The organism is Paenibacillus sp. PastM-3, from assembly GCF_029893965.1.
Lineage (GTDB): Bacteria > Bacillota > Bacilli > Paenibacillales > Paenibacillaceae > Paenibacillus_AQ.
In genome coordinates, this window is sequence record NZ_JARXXP010000051.1 from 1 (window position 1) to 17,221 (window position 17,221).

Sequence of the window (17,221 nt, forward strand, 5' to 3'; positions counted from 1 at the left end):
TTCTTCTTGGTAGCAGCCCCTTTAAAAAATAAGGGGAGAGGGGCTTAGTTTCGTGCGGCCTTTTAAGCTACTTTGGTTTATTTTCAGGATAGAATATGCTGCGTAATGCCCTACATCCGATTCTGTTGCATTTCGTGCAATAGATTCTGCGATTAGGACGACTATTCGGCCTTCTGCCCAAATTCTGATGTACAAAGTACAATAGATTGTATTTAGGCTGATGTTACGAAGCTAAAGCAGCTATAAGCAATCTCCCATCCGCTGATTCATCCCGATTTTCCAATGCAGGCTGCTATTCCCCAAGGAAAAACTGCATCGTCCGGTCCCCGCCGCCCGGCAGATATTCATGACCGAAGTCCGGGTAGACGACAAGCTGCTTGGGCGCGGTGATTTTGTTGTACGCTGCGAACTGGGTGGACGGCGGGCAGATGGTATCCATCAGACCGGTGATGAACAGTACCTCACCCTGAATGCGGGAAGCCAGATACTGCAGGTCGATATAACCCAGCTTTTCAAAAACCTCGTCCTCCCGCTCATGCAGCGGATCGAACTTGCGGAAATAGATATTCAGCTCATGGTAGGCATCCTTGGCCAGATCCATTTCCCATACTCGTTTGTAGTCACACAGAAACGGGTATGTAGTGGCGGCTTTTTTTACCCGCGGCTCGAGTGCGGCACAGGCAATGGTAAGGGCTCCGCCCTGTGACCCGCCCATAGCATATACACGTTCCGGGTCTACTCCCGGCAGCTCAAGCGCAATTTGTGCCAGACGGACGGTGTCGAGATAGATGTGGCGGAACAGGAGATTATCTGGATGATCATCCAGCCCGCGGATAATATGCCCGTTATGCGTATTGCCCTTCACACCGCCTGTATCCTCCGACAATCCCCCCTGCCCGCGGCAGTCCAGTGCCAGCACCGAAAAGCCCAGCGAGACATAAGCAAGCTTATCCTGCCACTCACCGGCGTCACCTGTATAACCATGGAACTGCAGAACCGCCGGCTGCGGCGTACTTACCGCTCTTGGACGGAGGTATTTGGCATGGATGCGCGCACCGCGCACTCCCGTAAAGTACAGATCAAAGCATTCGGCCTGAGGTGTCTGAAAAGTACTCGGAATCAGCTCAAGCTGCGTGTCTACCGTGGCAAGCTCCTCCAGAGCGCGTGCCCAGTAAGCGTCGAAGTCAGCCGGACGCGGGTTTCTTCCCTGGTATTGCTTTAACTGTTCTAGCGGCATATCTACTAATGGCATTTGCGGAACATTCCTTTCAGCAATAGGTATACATTCTAACCCATTATAGAGTCCGCCGGGAATGATTGGTATTAGATGATCTTACGAAAAAAACGTTTACAAATGGATCTTTCTTTGCCTTTTTTGGGCACTGTAACCGCAACAAGCGGAAGCAATAGGTGTTAACGGTTAATGCAGTCCTGGAAAAGCTAGCGCACTTGCTGTGCTGCACAGCGGCCACAATCGGGAAATCCAACCTTAACAGCGGCCGGAAGCCCAAACATTCCCGCAGTGCAGCCCCTTCACCCGGACAGTATTTGCCCCGCATCCGCAGCAGCACCGCCACCACCACAACGTTAAAGTCTTATTTTCACGCCCGCACCCTCACAGGAATGTAAATCTCCATCACCGTATCCACCCGCGAATGGCAGCGTTCGTCGTAGAATTCAAAGTCCAGCTTATCCTCGTCGAACGCATATCCGCTGGCCGGAAACCACTCCTCAAAAATGTACCTCCAGGTGCTCCTGATCACCTGCACGAATACATCCGGGTCGCCGTTTTCTGTCCCATCCACCGGCGGTGTGGTGAACACCGCATACTCCGCTGCCGGTACCTCCACAGTCAGCATATCCGGCGTCACTCTGGAGAAATCGTCAACGATAACGCCCAGCAGGTACACAGCATTGCCGTCGCCGTTAGCCGGTACACACAGTCCTACTTCACCATGTCTGGGCGGATTAAGAACGCTATACATTTTGTCTTCCAGATTCTCACCCTCATACTGGCTCCAGAACGAGGCAATATCCTTCGTATAGCTGCTGTCCGCCACATTTGTCGCAATACCGTAGCCTGCCGCCTTAAAAGCCGGCTTCGTCACAAACACCGGATTCATCACATACCCTCCGATCTCATATTCCGGGCCATCCTGAAGATACCCGGCCATCCGCGCAGCATACTGCGAGGGGCTGTAGCCGTAGGCTTTGCGGAACGCTTTGGTGAAGCCGCCGGGGGTCCCGAACCCGTAATCCAGCGCAATATCCGTCACACTCCGCCCGCTGAACAGCTCCACTGCCGCCAAAGACAGCTTCCGGCTGCGCACGTATTCCATCACCGGAACTTCCCTGCACAGGCTAAACACCCGGCAAAAATGATACAGCGAATAGCCGGCCACAGCGGCGATCCCCTCAGCAGTCAGGTTTTCCTTAATATTCGCCTCAATATAATCGATGCATCGCTCTATATCTTTATTGTAGTTCACTGAGCAGCCCAGCCTTTCCCGTACGGTACCTTCATTATAGCAACCCGCTGCGCAGAGGACTGTTCCTGTTTTGCTGGATTATAGATTCAGGCAGCCTAATTAAACCTGACGCACTGTGGTCAAGTTAGTTGAGGTATAGTTAGTATAAAAAAAATAACCACGACACCTTATTTGCAGGAGGATCTATTATGGCACCGAAAACTAACGCCCAGCGGGTATCCGAATTTCAGTCTTTTATCCCCTATATTCAGTCCCTGGAATCCCTGGACAAGGCTGTGTGGGAAAGCCCCATCGGAGAAGGGAAATGGTCGCTCAAAGAGCTGCTATGCCACATGATGCGCTGGGATCAGTATTTTTACGAGGAGGCATTTGCCAAAGTGAAGGAAGGTCAGCCGGTAACCTCGAAGCATCTGAATTTCAACGAATTTAACGCCCGGGCGATCCAGTACGCGCAGACCGTAACCGTGCAGGAGGCGATTCAGCAGTTTGTAAAGCACCGGAGCCTGATCGTCGCCGAGATGACAGACATAAGCGATGAGGAATTTTTGCGGACGCATAAGGACGGGGATGGCAAAACGTTCAGCTACCGCGGTCACCTGCAGGGCTTCCTGCCCCATGATAAGCACCATAAGAAGCAAATGCAGCAGTACATACAGTCTCAGGCGGTCTCCAAAGGTTGATTTTCACTACCACGCCGCCGGGTGAACTCCGCACATACTTGCCGGCGGGGTCTACGACATACCGTCCCCGTCCCTCCGGCCCGACTTAACTGCACTCTGTACAACTAATACAGCTCTTTTTTCCCACAAACCCCGTTTAGTTGTATTCCGTACACTTAAAAAGCGCAAAAAGGCCTGTTAGAGGCCGATCTGGGCAGATTTAGCTGTACAAACTACACCTATATCGCGAAAGCACAAATTTTTGCTCCTTTTAGCTGCACAAACTGCAGTTATCTGAAGCATTCCTTAACAGTTCCTTGTGTCGTTTATCTTGCATATCCAGCCAATCGGCAAGCTGTTCGCGCAGGCGATGCGTCCTTGGAGCGCTCCTGTAATTCGGCCTCCAGCTCCCGCCGGAAATGCACATAATGCCAAGCTGCCCGCTGTGCACCTCACTATCAGGATGAAATGGTCATCCGCAGAGGATGCGAATCGGAGGACCCGGCGCAAATCGCCCGGTTCCGCGGAATGCATTGAAGGAGTAGGCAGAATTGTTAATTGTTCGCTTATAAAAACAAAAAGTGTGCCCCGAAGCCTTCATCGGCGGGCACACTTTTATTGTTTTCCACTCAGTCTGCCTAGTGCTTGCTAAGCATTCTGTTCCTGCTGATTATGCTGCGAAGAGCGGGCCCGGACAATATAGCCGACCGCCACAACCAGAACCATGCATGTAAGGATCAGGCTCCATTTTATTGCCGGTGAATGCTCAAAGAAGGTGTGGAGTCCTCTCTCTTCCGTAATCATCTTGGCTGCATTGTAAGCAAGTACCGCTGAACCGATATAGACGATCCACTGAAAGCGGTCGATTACCTTGATAAACAGCGTGCTTCCCCATACAACAATCGGCACACTGATAATTAGTCCGATAATAACAAGCGGAATATGCCCGTGCGCTGCCCCTGCAACCGCTATAACATTATCCAGCCCCATGGCAGCGTCAGCCAGAATAATCGTCCAGACGGCCCCCATCAGCGTTTTGCCTGCCTTAACATTTCCATCCTCGTTATGATCGGTCAGCAGCTTTACCGAAATCCATAACAGCAGCGCTCCGCCGATGGCGAAAAGCCAAGGAATCTGCAGCAGCTTCACAACAAGGACAGTAGCAATAATACGGATGATTACTGCACCGGCGGTACCCAGAATAATCGCTTTCTTCTGCTGCCCGGTATCCAGGTTCCGGGCAGCCATCCCGATGACGATCGCATTATCCCCGGCCAGAAGCAAATCTACAAATATAACGTTTGCTAGCGCGACAAAAAACTGCAGGCTGAATATATCTATTCCACCCAAAATAAGTCCCCCCAAATCTATCTCCTGCTATAAAGAACAAATCTATGCTAAAACCTCTTCCACACCCTGACCTGAGGTTGGATTGTAGATCCCTTCCGCCTCACGTTTTTCACCAAACACATCGCTTACAGCGAAACGTACATATTTGACGCAAATTCTATTTTTGTAGGCATACACCAGGTGCAGCAATCCGTCTTTCGACTGGTACAGCGTTGGATATTCATGCTGTGTATTATTGGTTTTGTTTTCTATGCCGATGTAGCCCTCTGCTGCTTCAAATACACGGCCGATCGGCCAGCTCTGCCCATGATCTTCAGAAATGGAGACGGCCACCGGATTCCGCAAGCCGGGCCATGCAACCTTCCCGAATTCCGGATTACGGGCAGCATTTACATTATAGGCAAGGGCAATTTCACCGGACTCAAGCCGGATTGCACTGATACTGGCATTATTGTTCGGCAGAGCTGTTTTTTGCGGCACTGACCAGGTATCACCGTAATCCCGGGACTCACTGCTGTACACATTGTCCGCAAAACGGCTGCGCATAAAAGCAACTAAATGTCCGGCTTCCACTTCGACCACATTCGCATGTACACGGCCGTTGCTTTCCGGCATTCTTACTTTTTTCCAGGTTTGGCCCTGGTCATCAGACACACGGAATTCTGTCGGGTCATTGGTCAGCCCGTCTGCCGAGTCTTCACACAGCCAGGTTGCGAACAGCCAGCGGCCGTTGCTCAGAACCTGAATGGCCTGGCGTGAAAATGTGCCTTCCTCTGCGAAGAGGACTTCCGGCTCGCCCCAGGTCTGTCCCTCATCCTCTGATTTCTGGACCATAATAATAGAAGTAAACTGCATATTGTCTTTGCCTTCCTGGCGGCTCACCTGTGAGGTGTAAATTAACCAGATGGAGCCTTGTGGTGACCGGAAGAACGCCGGGTTTTGCTCACTGCGGTCCTCGCCCTTTGATACCGTTTCAGGAATAGACCAGACTTGGGTGTCCGGATCAAGCTTGGACACGACAATCGAAATATCTCCGCTGCCTTCAAAGCTGCCGGCAAACCAGGCACAGAGCAGACCTCCGTCCATTGTTTCAATTAGCGCCGGTGCATGCGCTGTTTTGTTGCCGCCTGTCGGGATTAATCCGAAATCAATATTCAGGAATTCATCATGATACATAATGCCGTTTGGTTCAGAAGCTCTAACCCTTGGTAAGTTTGCCATTGTACAATCTCCTCCAAATCATAAGTTATTATACTTCTCATCGCTGGACACGCTTTCTACCTGTGTATTTTCGGCAAGCCTGATGGCATAATCAATTGCATTTTCCAGGCTGAGCTCACTTGCGGTCCATTTGCCTGCCTGGTCAAAGGCTGTTCCGTGGTCAACAGAGGTACGGATAATCGGCAGACCGAGGGTAATATTCACGCCCTGTACTGCTTTCCAGGAGCTTGTCTCCTGATCATAGACAAATCCGAGCAGCTTCAGCGGGATATGCCCCTGGTCATGGTACATGGCAACAACGATGTCGTACATTCCGCCATGCGCTTTGGAAAACAGCGTATCCGCCGGCAATGAGCCATACACATTAATGCCTTCGGCTTTAGCTGCTTCTACTGCCGGATTAATATGCTCGATTTCTTCGGTACCGAACAGGCCATTTTCCCCGCAGTGAGGGTTAAGCCCGGCAACGGCAATCCGCGGATTCGTAATCCCTAAATTTCGGCAGGCAGTGTCAGCTATCCGGATCACATCCAGCACACGCTGTTTAGTGGCTCTGTCACAGGCTTCACGTAAAGATACATGGGTGGAGACGTGAACGACCCGCAGGTTGCCGTCAGCCAGCATCATCGTATATTTCTCGGTATTCGTCAGATCACCATAAATTTCGGTATGGCCGGCATAGTGATGCCCTGCCGCATTCATCGCTTCTTTATTGAGCGGGTTCGTTACCGTCGCATCAACTTCCTTGGCAAGTGCCAGCTCAATCACTTTCTTGACATACTGGAAAGCAGCGTCACCGCCGGTTACTGAAACCTCGCCGATTTGAAATCCTTCCATATTGACCAGCCCCAGATCAACCAGATCGATCGTGCCGTATTCGTAAACGCCGTCCTTGGGGTTCTCCACTACATTCACCTTCAAATCCAGCTCGGGATGCTTGGCCAGATAGAATTCGATAACCGATTTATCCCCTACAAGCAGCGGCTGACAACGGTCGTACAGTTCAGGCTTCTGAAAACTTTTGATGGATATTTCAGGACCGATGCCGGCCGGATCTCCCATGGTAATACCGATGATTTTTTTCATTGTCCGTCTCCTTTATCTCATGCCATTGGCTTGGTTTGCAGCAATTACGTGACGCAGGGCTTCAAAGCCTTGTTCCGACAGCTGATTGAACGGTGCACGGCACTTACCGACCGGGAAGCCCAACTCAGCAACTGCATATTTCACGATCGTATTCGGATTCCCAAACTTGAAGCAATCTCTGAATGAACGGATGGAGTCCTGATATTGGCGGGCCCCCGGAATGTCACCTGCAAGAAATTGCTCATAAATCTGGGCCATGGTGAAGGGATATACATTGGAGCAGCCGGCTACACCGCCTGTACCGCCGGCGAGCAGGGTCCACAGGATAAGCGAATCATTGCCGGATAAGACGGCAAAGCCTTCCCGGTCCCGCGTCTGCTCAATGTACTGAAGAATATTATCAAAGTTGCCGCTGGAATCCTTCACACCGATAATATTGCTAATTGTGCTCAGCTTGCCCACGGTTGCAGGGGCAATCGCATTACCTGTGCGTGCCGGTATATTATAAAGCACAATCGGCAGGTCCACTTGTTCAGCAACGGTTTTGAAATGGGTATACAGCTCATCCTGGGAAGCTGCTGCGAAGCCTGGCGTGATAATGGACAGAATATCTACCCCGATTTCCTTCGCTTTATTGGACAGGCGGATGGTATCAAGTGTGCTGTTCACACCCGTAGAAGCATACACAGGAATCCGGCCGGCCACTTGCTCCACTGTCGTTTTCATAATTTCACATTTTTCGTCTTCGGACAGGATATAGCCTTCACCGTTTGTCCCGAATACAAAGACACCGTGTACACCGTTATCGATCAAACGGTCAATCTGTACTCTCAGCTCATCATGATTAACACTTTCATCCGGATTCATTGGTGTAATAATGGGTGTGATAATGCCCTTAACTTCTGCCATATTCATTTCCTCCCTCTATAGCACTTCCATATAAATTTTTCTTGCATCATCCGGTGTCACTTCGCGCATATTGTTAACAAGGAGACGTGTCACCTGCATTCCGGCTTCAACCAGTCCCTCCAGATCACTTTCCGGTACATTAAATGTCTTCAGGCTTGTTGGAATCTCCAGTACAGCGACAATTCTCTCAAGCTCTGAAATGATAAATCTGGATTTTTCAGCTGCTGACAGCTCACGGTTTCCGTCTTTTACTACACGGTCATAGGCTCTTGCCAAATGTTCCTGAATGGCCGGCTCATTAAAACGCATGACCGGTGTCAGCAATATGGCATTTGAAACCCCGTGCGGGATGTGATATTTGCCGCCGAGCGGATAGGAAAGAGCATGAACAGCTGTTGTACCTGAAGAAGTAATCGCTACGCCTGCATAGAATGAGCCGAGCAGCATCTTGTTCTTCGCTTCAAGCGCTTCCGGATTGGTACAGGCTTCAATAACATTATTCATAATCAGATCAAGGCCTTCCAGCGCAAAGGTATCACTAAAAGGGTTAGCCTTGGCTGAAGTGAAGCATTCAATGGCATGGCATAAGGCATCTACCCCGGTTGCCGCTGCGATGTGCTTTGGCAATTTTTTAATTAAACGGCCGTCCAGAATGACATAATCAGCAATCATTGCAGGATTGACAATCCCGACCTTCAGCTCTTGCTCCGGTACAGCCACAATGCTGTTCGGCGTTGCTTCTGAGCCGGTTCCGGCAGTAGTCGGAATCATCAGGGACGGCACCTGCTTTTGGGCAAGCAGCGGGTTGTCCAGCAGATCCTTCACGGTGTAGGCATCTGTTGCCAGAATGGAAGCCAGCTTGGCTACATCCATTACACTGCCGCCGCCGACAGCAATGATGAAATCAGCATGCTCATGTTTGAACCGGTCTACGATTTCTTGTGCCTGAAGATAGCTGGGCTCTGCCGGAATTTCAGAAATGATGCTGTATTCAATCCCTTTATCAGCAAGAATCTGTTCCGGGATTCCGGTCAAGCCGGCACTTAATACACCCTTGTCCGTAAAAATAACGGCTTTTTTAATATCCGCTGTCAGAATGGCTCCCAGCTGCTCCAGTGCATGCTGGCCTGCGAAAACATTTTTAGGCATTTTCAAACTGTAATCTGTTAACATTTCTGTTCCTCCTGCTCTATAATGTTCTGATTCAGCTCTGTAAACAGCTCTTTATTCCCGAACCCGCCGGACTTGGTAATCACCTGAATCGGCTGATCCTTCCAGATCATCTCGGACAATACAACACCCTGGCTTATCTCATACAGCGGCTTAATCCGGCTGATCTTTAAGACCTGCATCGACTGAAACAAAGTATCGCCGCCGGTAAAGAGCAAGGTCCGGTTAACCTTTCTGTTCAGCAGCTGTCTGGACAAACTCCCCAGGGACTGTGCTATCCTGAAACGAAATTCGGAAGGCAGGATGTTACGCAATGCCCCGTAATCAGACAAGCTGTTCATTGTATGGTCGCTAAGCGTTTCAAAGATGATTAATTCGCTTTCAAAAACGGCCTCAAGATAAACCTCCAGACATTCCTGCCCCTCTGGACTTTCCCAATATCCAGGCTCCAGAAGCTGACGGGGGCTTAGAGAATAACGCTTACATTTTTTCAATTCAGCATACTCAATTTGTTGCCTTGTAATAGGATTAACAGATCCGCAAATGACCATTAACGGCGCATTAATAACGGCCTTCTGAGTCACTCTGTTTGGAAAAATGTCATCTGCCAACACCTTGGCAAAGCCTGCACAGCCAATTGTAATGTCTGAAAGGTGATGCTCCTTTAATATCGTCATAATTTGCACCAGGTTCTCGTCTGTTTCACTGTCGAACAGCAGCAGCCCCGCTCCGGCTTGACCGATCTGACCATCACGGATTAATTGAGCAGCCAGATTAGCCTCATCCTGCAGCCTTTTCGGGATATTGCTTTCTGTAACCGGTTCATAGGGATCCTGTCCAAACACGCTTTCCGAAACCAATTGTCCGTCTATATACAGATTACCGTTACTGACAATCCGGTTGATCTCAGGAAAAGCAGGGATAAACGGAATTTTCTTGTCCGGGAAATGATCCAGAACAGCCTTGATCTCACTGCTGACATTTCCCCTCAAGGCAGAGTCCACTTTTTTATAGATAAACGGAACTTGAAGCTGCTTGGATTGTTCTATGATCTGACTGACAACGTTGTACGAATCGGCGAAGGACAGATACCGGCTCTCCGTATCAACAACCAGAACCTCCAGATCCTCTTCCAGCAATCCGTAATCAATAACCAGCTCTGCTGTGACCAGGGTCTTCACACCCAGGTTCGCAAATTGGACTCCCGTATCTAAGGCTCCTGTAAAATCATCAGCGATCACCAGCAATTTCAGCATCAGCTCACCCCCTCTTGTTCACACCTTTATTGTATAGCTGCGCTAAAAAGGATGTAACCTCAACTACAAATGATTTGTTTCTTTTTGAAACACTTATTAATATTTCTATTATTAATTTAGTTTTTGCATTATAATCGTTTACAAATGAAACACTTCTCAGAGGAGGGCAATCAGGATGGCCAACAAAATTAAACTGCTCGGCATTGCGCCTTATGAAGAATTGAATCATTCCATGACGGTTGTCGGGGAACAATTCAGGGAAATCGATATTCATATCTATACGGCCGATTTAGAGGAAGGACAGCAGTTAGTATCTGAATTATCTGTAGAGAACTATGATGCCATTATCTCCAGAGGCGGTACAGCCAGCTTAATTCATCAGTCGGTCTCCATCCCTGTTATAGATGTATCTATTTCTGTGTATGACATTCTGGGTGCAATTAAGCTCGCCAATAACTACACCAGCAATTTTGCCATTATAGGCTATCCCAGCATTACTGAAACCGCTCACCTGATCTGCGATATTTTGCAATACAACATTAAGATCATTACCCTGGATAATCCCGTAAGTGCCGATTCCCTGTTAGACCAGTTAAAAGCGGAGCAGTATGAGATGGTGCTGTGTGACGCCGTTACTCACAAGATGGCCCTCAGCAAGTCCATTAATACGATCCTGATTACCTCCGGAATTGAGAGCATCAAGCATGCCTACCGGCAAGCCATCTCACTGGTTAATGACCTCAAGCAAATCAAACGAAAAAATGAGCTGCTGACCGCCTGCTTCAATACCCAGTCCCAGAAGGTCACCATTTTCGATCAGGAGCTGCAGACGGTTTTTACGAATATCGATCCCAAGCTTGAGAAATCGATCCGTCATTTTCTTACTACGAAAAATCATTTAGAGGGTGATCAGCAGTTTTATCACACCCATAACACACAGGTTTATCAGTTAAAAATAAAGCGGCTGGACCTGGAGGACGGCTACTATCTGTGTGAGGTTAAAAATTCAACTCCACCGCTCATAAACAACAGCTTTGGTGTAAGCTACATGAATAAAGCTGAGGTCGAGGAGATTATCAATAAAAAGCTTTTGTTCACCTCTTATATTCAGGAATCCTCTAAACATCAGCTCGACAAATTGGGCTCCCATTACAATGCCATGCTGATTTTTGGAGAAAGCGGCACTGCCAAGACAAGCCTGGCCTACACAGCCTATCTTAAGCAAAAAAATCATACGAGCAATCTGATTGTTATTCATTCCGAGCTGGTTAATGAACGTACCTGGAAGTACCTGCTCAATTCCTCCAACGGTCCTTTGGTCGAAACGGGAAATACGCTGCTGTTTAAAAATGTGGAACAAATGAACATTCAGGATGTCGAACGTTTGCTGACCATCATCAGTAACACCAGGCTGCTGCAGAAAAACAATATTTTGTTCACCTACAGTACTAAGAGTGCGGATAAAGACAAACAGATATTCAACCGGATTATGACAGAGGTGGATTGCGGCAGTATTTACTCGCCTTCCATTGAAGAAAGAAAAAATGAACTGTCCGGGATTATCACCCTGCTGCTCAACAAAATCAACATTGAATGCAACAAGGAAGTGATCGGCTTTGATCCAAAAGCGTTAAGGGAATTGCTCAGCTTCAGCTGGCCGGGAAATCTTAATCAACTGGAGCAGATGATCAAAAAGCTGGTTCTATATTCCAATTCCTACTATATTTCTGAATATCAGGTGCTTGAGCTGTTAAAGCATGAACGAACTGAATCGCCGTCCGTAACTATTGATTCTAATCTGGCTCAGCATCTGGTTGAAGATAAGACGCTTTTTGACTATTCAAGAGAAATTGTCATCGCTGTTCTTGAGCAGAACAAAGGCAATCAGACGAAAACAGCCAAGCAGCTCGGGATAAGCAGAACAACCCTGTGGCGTTACCTCAAAATAGACTGACTATTATGGAGCAGAAAAACACCCGGCAGGCAGCAATTGCCTGAACCGGGTGTTTCTTTATATATTCCGGATTAACCGTTTACAGGAAACATAAGCATAGCGCCGATACAGATCGCCAGAATGCGGATCAGATACATCGGTACGGAGAACAGCCAGAACTGGGACAGCTTATATTTACCCATGCCCAGAATCATTGCCGGCATCCCGTCGATTGGCATGTACCCGCCGTTCCAGCCGGATATGGCAACTGCAGCTGCGGCAGCGACAGGATTAAGTCCCAGGCTCAGGCTGGTAGTAATCGCAATCGGTGCAAAGATGAATACAGAGCCCATATTTGATCCGGTAAACGTAGCGCAGGTACTGGTTAGCAGGGCGAACATCAGGATCAGAATGAACGGGCTGATGCTGGAGCCCAGGCCCGCTGCAACCGCTTCCCCAATCATCGCTGTAAAGCCGGAGTTAGCCAGAGCATCAGCCACACCGATTACACCGGCCATCATGAGGATTACTGGTGCCCCCATATTGTTACGGACTTCTTTGAAATCAAGCACATTGATAATCAGCAGGAAGGCTCCGGCAAGGCCGGGAATGACATAAGCAGCATTACCAATCTGGCTCATAAGCATCATACCGATCACACTGAGGATAAAGGCAGCGATCGTGCAGTTTTCCTTCCATGCAGGCATTGACGAAGTGCTGGCTTCCATTACCTCCTGGTCATCTCCCGAAACTCCGCTGACCGGATGATCCGGCAGCAGGCGGTAAGCAATCAAGGCCCACGCCAGGAAACCAAGGGACAGCACCAGATTCACCACAGCAAATTTTGCCATGGACAGGCCGCCGGCATAACCTGCAGTCTCCAGTACACTGACAGTAACACCGTAGAAGAGCGCTACATTAAAAGGCACCAGTGGATGGTTGGTAGCAAAACCCAAAGGCATCATCAGCTTGGAGGTCGGCATTTTTTTATTGTAAGGGATTGCAGAAACGATGGACAGAATGAGTACATAATAACCGGTAGAACCGGAGCCTGCCAGACTGGCGCCAAGCATAACGACTACAACCAGAAGAACGTAGCTCTTATAACCGCCTTTGTTAACCAAAGCGACCATTGCGGACTGAACCTTGCCGATAAAATCTGTTTTCATCAGTCCTGCCATAACGACCATGAACCCGGCAATCATAATGACGCTAGGATTTATAAATCCGGCAAAAGCCTGCGGAACAGTGGACAGGCCGGTGACTACCAGTAAGAGACAAGCTATGATCGGGGGTGCACCGAAGGCGAATTTGTCTGACATGATCATTACAATCATCAGGATCAAGATACCCAGGGCGAGAATCATTTCCATTGTCATTGTTGTTTATCCTCTCTGTATAGGGTTAAATAATTGGTATGTTTGTAAGCGCTTCACATGTAAAATAATAATCTCTTTCAGGTTATTAATTAAGAAAATTCAAAGGTATATTCGTTTCTTTTTGTAACACTTTTATCAATTATAGGCACTTTTCAAAAAAATAAAAATCAAATCGTTTCATTTGTTAACACCTCAATCTCCAGAAACAAAAAAGGCAAGCTGCCGGAATCCGGAAGCTTGCCTTTTTCTATTCCTTTTTTTTAAATTTCCCCGGGATGCCGCCTCTGCACAGCCGCAAGCTTACCGGTTCAGCAAGCTTCCGACATATTTCAGCAGCTCGTTGGCGCAGATCGGGCAGTAGTTATGCTCGTCGATCAGGCGTCTGGACACCTCATTAATCCGCTTCAGCTGGCTTTCATCCGGCGTTTTGGACGAGGTGGTGATCTTCACGATATCCTTCAGATCGGCAAACAGCTTCTTCTCAATCGCTTCGCGCAGCCGGTCATGATTGTTGTATTCGAATTTTTTGCCTTTGCGCGAATAGGCCGAGATGCGGATTAGAATCTCCTCACGGAAGGCCTTTTTGGCATTTTCGGAGATGCCGATCTGCTCTTCAATCGAGCGCATCAGCCGCTCATCCGGTTCCATCTCCTCATCCGTAAGCGGATCGCGGATCTTGGTCCAGTTGCAGTAGGCTTCGATGTTGTCGAGATAATTCTCGAACAGCGTTTTGGCCGACTCTTCAAAAGAGTAGACGAACGCCTTCTGCACTTCGCTTTTGGCGAGAATATCATATTCCTTGCGGGCAATGGAAATGAAGTTCAGGTAACGCTCACGTTCCTCCTTCGTGATCGAAGGATGGGAATCGAGTCCGTCCTTGATCGCCCGCAGCACATCCAGCGCATTCATGCACTGCAGGTCGCCCTTGATCAGAGCGCTGGAAATCCGGTTAATGACATAACGCGGGTCGATGCCGGACATGCCTTCATCCAGATACTCGGACTGCATTTCCTTGAGATCGGCTTCCTTGTAGCCCTCGACCTCTTCGCCGTCGTACATCCGCAGCTTTTTGATCAGGTCCATCCCCTGCTTCTTGCTCTCCTTCAGCCGGGTCAGGATGGAGAAAATCGCAGCGGCCCGCAGGGCATGCGGCGCAATATGCACATGCTTCATATCGCTCTGGCCGATCAGCTTGGCGTAGATTTTTTCCTCTTCCGATACTCTCAGGTTGTATGGAACCGGCATGACGATCATGCGGGACTGCAGCGCCTCGTTCTTTTTATTGGAGATAAAAGATTTGTACTCCGTTTCGTTCGTGTGGGCCACAATGAGCTCATCCGCACTGATCAGCGCGAAGCGCCCAGCCTTGAAATTTCCCTCCTGGGTCAGGGACAGCAGGTTCCACAGGAACTTCTCGTCGCATTTCAGCATTTCCTGGAACTCCATCAGGCCGCGGTTGGCTTTGTTCAGCTCCCCGTCGAACCGGTAAGCGCGCGGATCGGATTCCGAGCCGTATTCCGTGATGGTCGAGAAGTCAATGCTGCCGGTAAGGTCGGCAATATCCTGGGACTTGGGATCAGAGGGGCTGAAGGTTCCGATGCCGACACGTTCCTCTTCCGATAAAATAACGCGGGTGACCTTGACCTGTTCAATATCGCCGTGGTAATCATTTCTCAGCCGCATCTGGCAGGACGGGCACAAATTGCCTTCGATGCGCACACCGAGCTCCCGTTCGATCTCCGGACGAAGCTCCAGCGGAATCAGATGCAGCGGCTCTTCGTGCATCGGGCAGCCTTCAATTGCATAAACAGCACCGGCATCGGTACGCGAATACTGCTCCAGGCCCCGTTTTAACAGTGTAACCAGTGTCGATTTACCGCCGCTGACCGGCCCCATCAACAGCAGAATCCGTTTGCGGACGTCGAGCCGGCGGGCCGCGGAATGGAAGTACTCCTCCACCAGCTTCTCCACCGCACGGTCGAGCCCGAAGATCTCCTGTTCAAAAAACTTATACCGCTTGCGTCCGTTGATGTCCTCTACGCCGTGTGATTTGATCATGTCGTATACACGGGAGTGAGCCGTCTTAGCGGGAGAGGGGTCTTTTCTCAGCAGTCCTATATAGTCCTTAAAGGTGCCGCTCCACGCCAAACGGTCATTCTCAGCCCGATACGAAGCTATACGCTCAAAAATGTCCATTGCTCGCTGCCTCCTCTTGCGCTCCTACTTGCTCGATTGGCTTTAAAAGTGTATTACATACCTATGCGGGGAGCCCGGAATAGTTGACCTCTTTTTTGCTGTGCTATAATAGAGAATCATTATGAATCATAGAACTTCACATATAACGTTAACTAACCGGTGATTGGATCCAGGGAAAAAGCAACGGAGGGAACTCCGGGAGCTGCAGGCTGTCCAAAACATTAATCAATCAATAAATCTGTATAGTGCACAGGAGTGACAACGATGGCGATCAAGCATGAAATAACCGAGGAAGCTGCAGGGAGTGACAACGATGGCGATCAAGCATGAAACGGAGCTGTACGCTCCTCTTAAGGCTTATTTTGAGCGGTATGGCTACTCGATCAAGGGGGAGGTGCGGACCTGCGATCTGGTCGGCCTGCGGGACGGCGAGGATCAGCCGCTGATCGTGGAGATGAAAAAAACGTTCAACCTCGCCCTGCTGCTGCAGGGGGTTGAACGTCTGCGCCTCAGCCCCAACGTCTACCTCGCCGTGGAACGCGTACGTGACAAAAAAGGCGCAGTGAACCAGCGCTGGGGCGAGCTCACCGGGCTATGCCGCCGGCTCGGCCTCGGGCTGATCACCGTCGTCTTCTACAAGACGAAGGCTCCGCTCGTCGAGGTGCTCGCGGAGCCGGGCGACGCGCCGCCTCAGGTGCGCAGCGGCGCACGGCGGCGCGAGAAGCTGCTTCTCGAGTTCCGCGAGCGCAGCGGAGACTACAACACCGGCGGCAGCACGCGCGTCAAGCTCGTGACGGCCTACCGCGAGAAGGCGCTGCGCGTGGCACTCGCGCTGCAGGCCCTTGAGGCCGAGGCTGCGCTCGGCCTCGCTTCGGGGCGCGGCGGGCGGAGCCGCGCGCGCGGGGCAGGCGCCGATGCGCCTGCCGTTGACCCGGCCGCTGCGCCCGGCCGGGAGGGAATCACGCCCGCCGAGCTGCGCAGGCGGAGCGGGGTGCCTGGCGCTGCAGCGATCCTGCAGCGCAATTACTACCGCTGGTTCACCCGGGTGAACCGCGGGCGGTACACACTTACGCCAGCCGGCACGGCCGCGCTGGTGGAATACGCCGCGATCGCCGAGATCAGCGCGGGCAAGGTGTAGCGCGGGCGGGCCTGGCGCGGCACGGGCTGGCGCCTGCCCATGCTTTCCTGCGGCTGCACAGGCGTCACGCGTGCAGCGCCCCACTTGCTGCATACTTCCGCAGACGTGTTAATCCCCAAAAGTAGAAGACTCCCCGGCATCTAGTTGGATTTTCGTCACTTCATTCGGGCGATTTGCTCCATTTGTTATGATTAGTTGGAAAATCGCCATCTATTTTTGCCTTTAATCCTCATTGGAGGGCAAAATCGAAGAATTAAGTGGCGTTTTTTCACTTAGATTCTCTTTTCTGATCGTTTCCTCAGAAATAGATGACGAATTTCCACTTAGTCTTGATTCTGCTAGTAGAGTCCATATAATTGTGTAAAATGGCTGCTGGTAAACATTAATAAAAGCCATGTTGAGAGTTCTCCCTTAGAATGAGGTTGTCGAGACAAC

General features: G+C 50.0%; 13 protein-coding genes. 3 read left to right on the forward strand and 10 right to left on the reverse strand.

Annotation, left to right across the window (positions count from 1 at the left end):
• Positions 1–292: 292 nt before the first annotated feature.
• Together M2108_RS30490 and M2108_RS30495 are read right to left on the reverse strand one after the other, a co-directional pair.
• Positions 293–1,252, reverse strand: coding sequence for an alpha/beta fold hydrolase (locus M2108_RS30490; protein ID WP_277473205.1), 960 nt, complete (start codon positions 1,250–1,252; stop codon positions 293–295).
• 349 nt (positions 1,253–1,601) lie between these two features.
• Positions 1,602–2,489 carry an AraC family transcriptional regulator gene (locus M2108_RS30495; RefSeq protein WP_277473204.1) on the reverse strand — a complete coding sequence of 296 codons (888 nt, stop codon included), beginning with the start codon at positions 2,487–2,489 and terminating at the stop codon, positions 1,602–1,604.
• A gap of 188 nt (positions 2,490–2,677) precedes the next feature.
• Between M2108_RS30495 and M2108_RS30500 the strand changes: the two genes are divergently transcribed.
• The gene (locus M2108_RS30500; RefSeq protein WP_277473203.1) at positions 2,678–3,169 is read left to right on the forward strand and encodes a DinB family protein; all 492 of its coding nucleotides are present in this window, start codon (positions 2,678–2,680) and stop codon (positions 3,167–3,169) included.
• Positions 3,170–3,796: 627 nt separating this feature from the next.
• On the opposite strand, the gene M2108_RS30505 is transcribed toward M2108_RS30500, so the two are convergent.
• The 6 genes from M2108_RS30505 to M2108_RS30530 are packed head-to-tail and all read right to left on the reverse strand — an operon-like array spanning position 3,797 to position 10,140.
• On the reverse strand, positions 3,797–4,489 hold the full coding sequence (locus tag M2108_RS30505; protein WP_481856969.1) for a TerC family protein: 693 nt from the start codon (positions 4,487–4,489) through the stop codon (positions 3,797–3,799).
• 51 nt (positions 4,490–4,540) lie between these two features.
• A complete protein-coding gene (locus M2108_RS30510) occupies positions 4,541–5,719 on the reverse strand; it encodes a sialidase family protein (RefSeq protein WP_277473201.1) in 1,179 nt (392 codons plus the stop codon).
• An 18-nt stretch (positions 5,720–5,737) separates the two neighbouring features.
• Entirely contained in the window at positions 5,738–6,805 is a 1,068-nt protein-coding gene (gene pdxA, locus M2108_RS30515; RefSeq protein ID WP_277473200.1) for a 4-hydroxythreonine-4-phosphate dehydrogenase PdxA, read from the reverse strand.
• Positions 6,806–6,817: 12 nt separating this feature from the next.
• Positions 6,818–7,714 carry a 4-hydroxy-tetrahydrodipicolinate synthase gene (gene dapA / locus M2108_RS30520; RefSeq protein ID WP_277473199.1) on the reverse strand — a complete coding sequence of 299 codons (897 nt, stop codon included), beginning with the start codon at positions 7,712–7,714 and terminating at the stop codon, positions 6,818–6,820.
• A gap of 15 nt (positions 7,715–7,729) precedes the next feature.
• The gene (locus M2108_RS30525; RefSeq protein ID WP_277473198.1) at positions 7,730–8,887 is read right to left on the reverse strand and encodes an iron-containing alcohol dehydrogenase; all 1,158 of its coding nucleotides are present in this window, start codon (positions 8,885–8,887) and stop codon (positions 7,730–7,732) included.
• A complete protein-coding gene (locus M2108_RS30530; protein ID WP_277473197.1) occupies positions 8,881–10,140 on the reverse strand; it encodes a four-carbon acid sugar kinase family protein in 1,260 nt (419 codons plus the stop codon). Before M2108_RS30530 ends, M2108_RS30525 begins: the two co-directional genes overlap by 7 nt.
• 175 nt (positions 10,141–10,315) lie before the next feature.
• Here M2108_RS30530 and M2108_RS30535 point away from each other — a divergent pair, with 175 nt between their 5' ends.
• On the forward strand, positions 10,316–12,094 hold the full coding sequence (locus M2108_RS30535) for a sigma-54-dependent Fis family transcriptional regulator (RefSeq protein ID WP_277473196.1): 1,779 nt from the start codon (positions 10,316–10,318) through the stop codon (positions 12,092–12,094).
• 71 nt (positions 12,095–12,165) lie between these two features.
• Here the strand turns inward: M2108_RS30535 and M2108_RS30540 are convergent, their stop codons facing one another.
• Together M2108_RS30540 and M2108_RS30545 are read right to left on the reverse strand one after the other, a co-directional pair.
• Positions 12,166–13,452: an SLC13 family permease gene (locus M2108_RS30540; protein ID WP_277473195.1), complete on the reverse strand. Its 1,287-nt coding sequence runs from the start codon at positions 13,450–13,452 to the stop codon at positions 12,166–12,168.
• Between the two features lie 300 nt (positions 13,453–13,752).
• Positions 13,753–15,648 (reverse strand): PrkA family serine protein kinase, encoded by a 1,896-nt coding sequence (locus tag M2108_RS30545; RefSeq protein ID WP_277473194.1) that lies wholly within the window; start codon positions 15,646–15,648, stop codon positions 13,753–13,755.
• 313 nt (positions 15,649–15,961) lie between these two features.
• Here M2108_RS30545 and M2108_RS30550 point away from each other — a divergent pair, with 313 nt between their 5' ends.
• Positions 15,962–16,786, forward strand: a complete 825-nt coding sequence (locus tag M2108_RS30550; RefSeq protein ID WP_277473193.1) for a DUF2161 family putative PD-(D/E)XK-type phosphodiesterase — start codon at positions 15,962–15,964, stop codon at positions 16,784–16,786.
• The last annotated feature ends 435 nt before the right edge of the window (positions 16,787–17,221 follow it).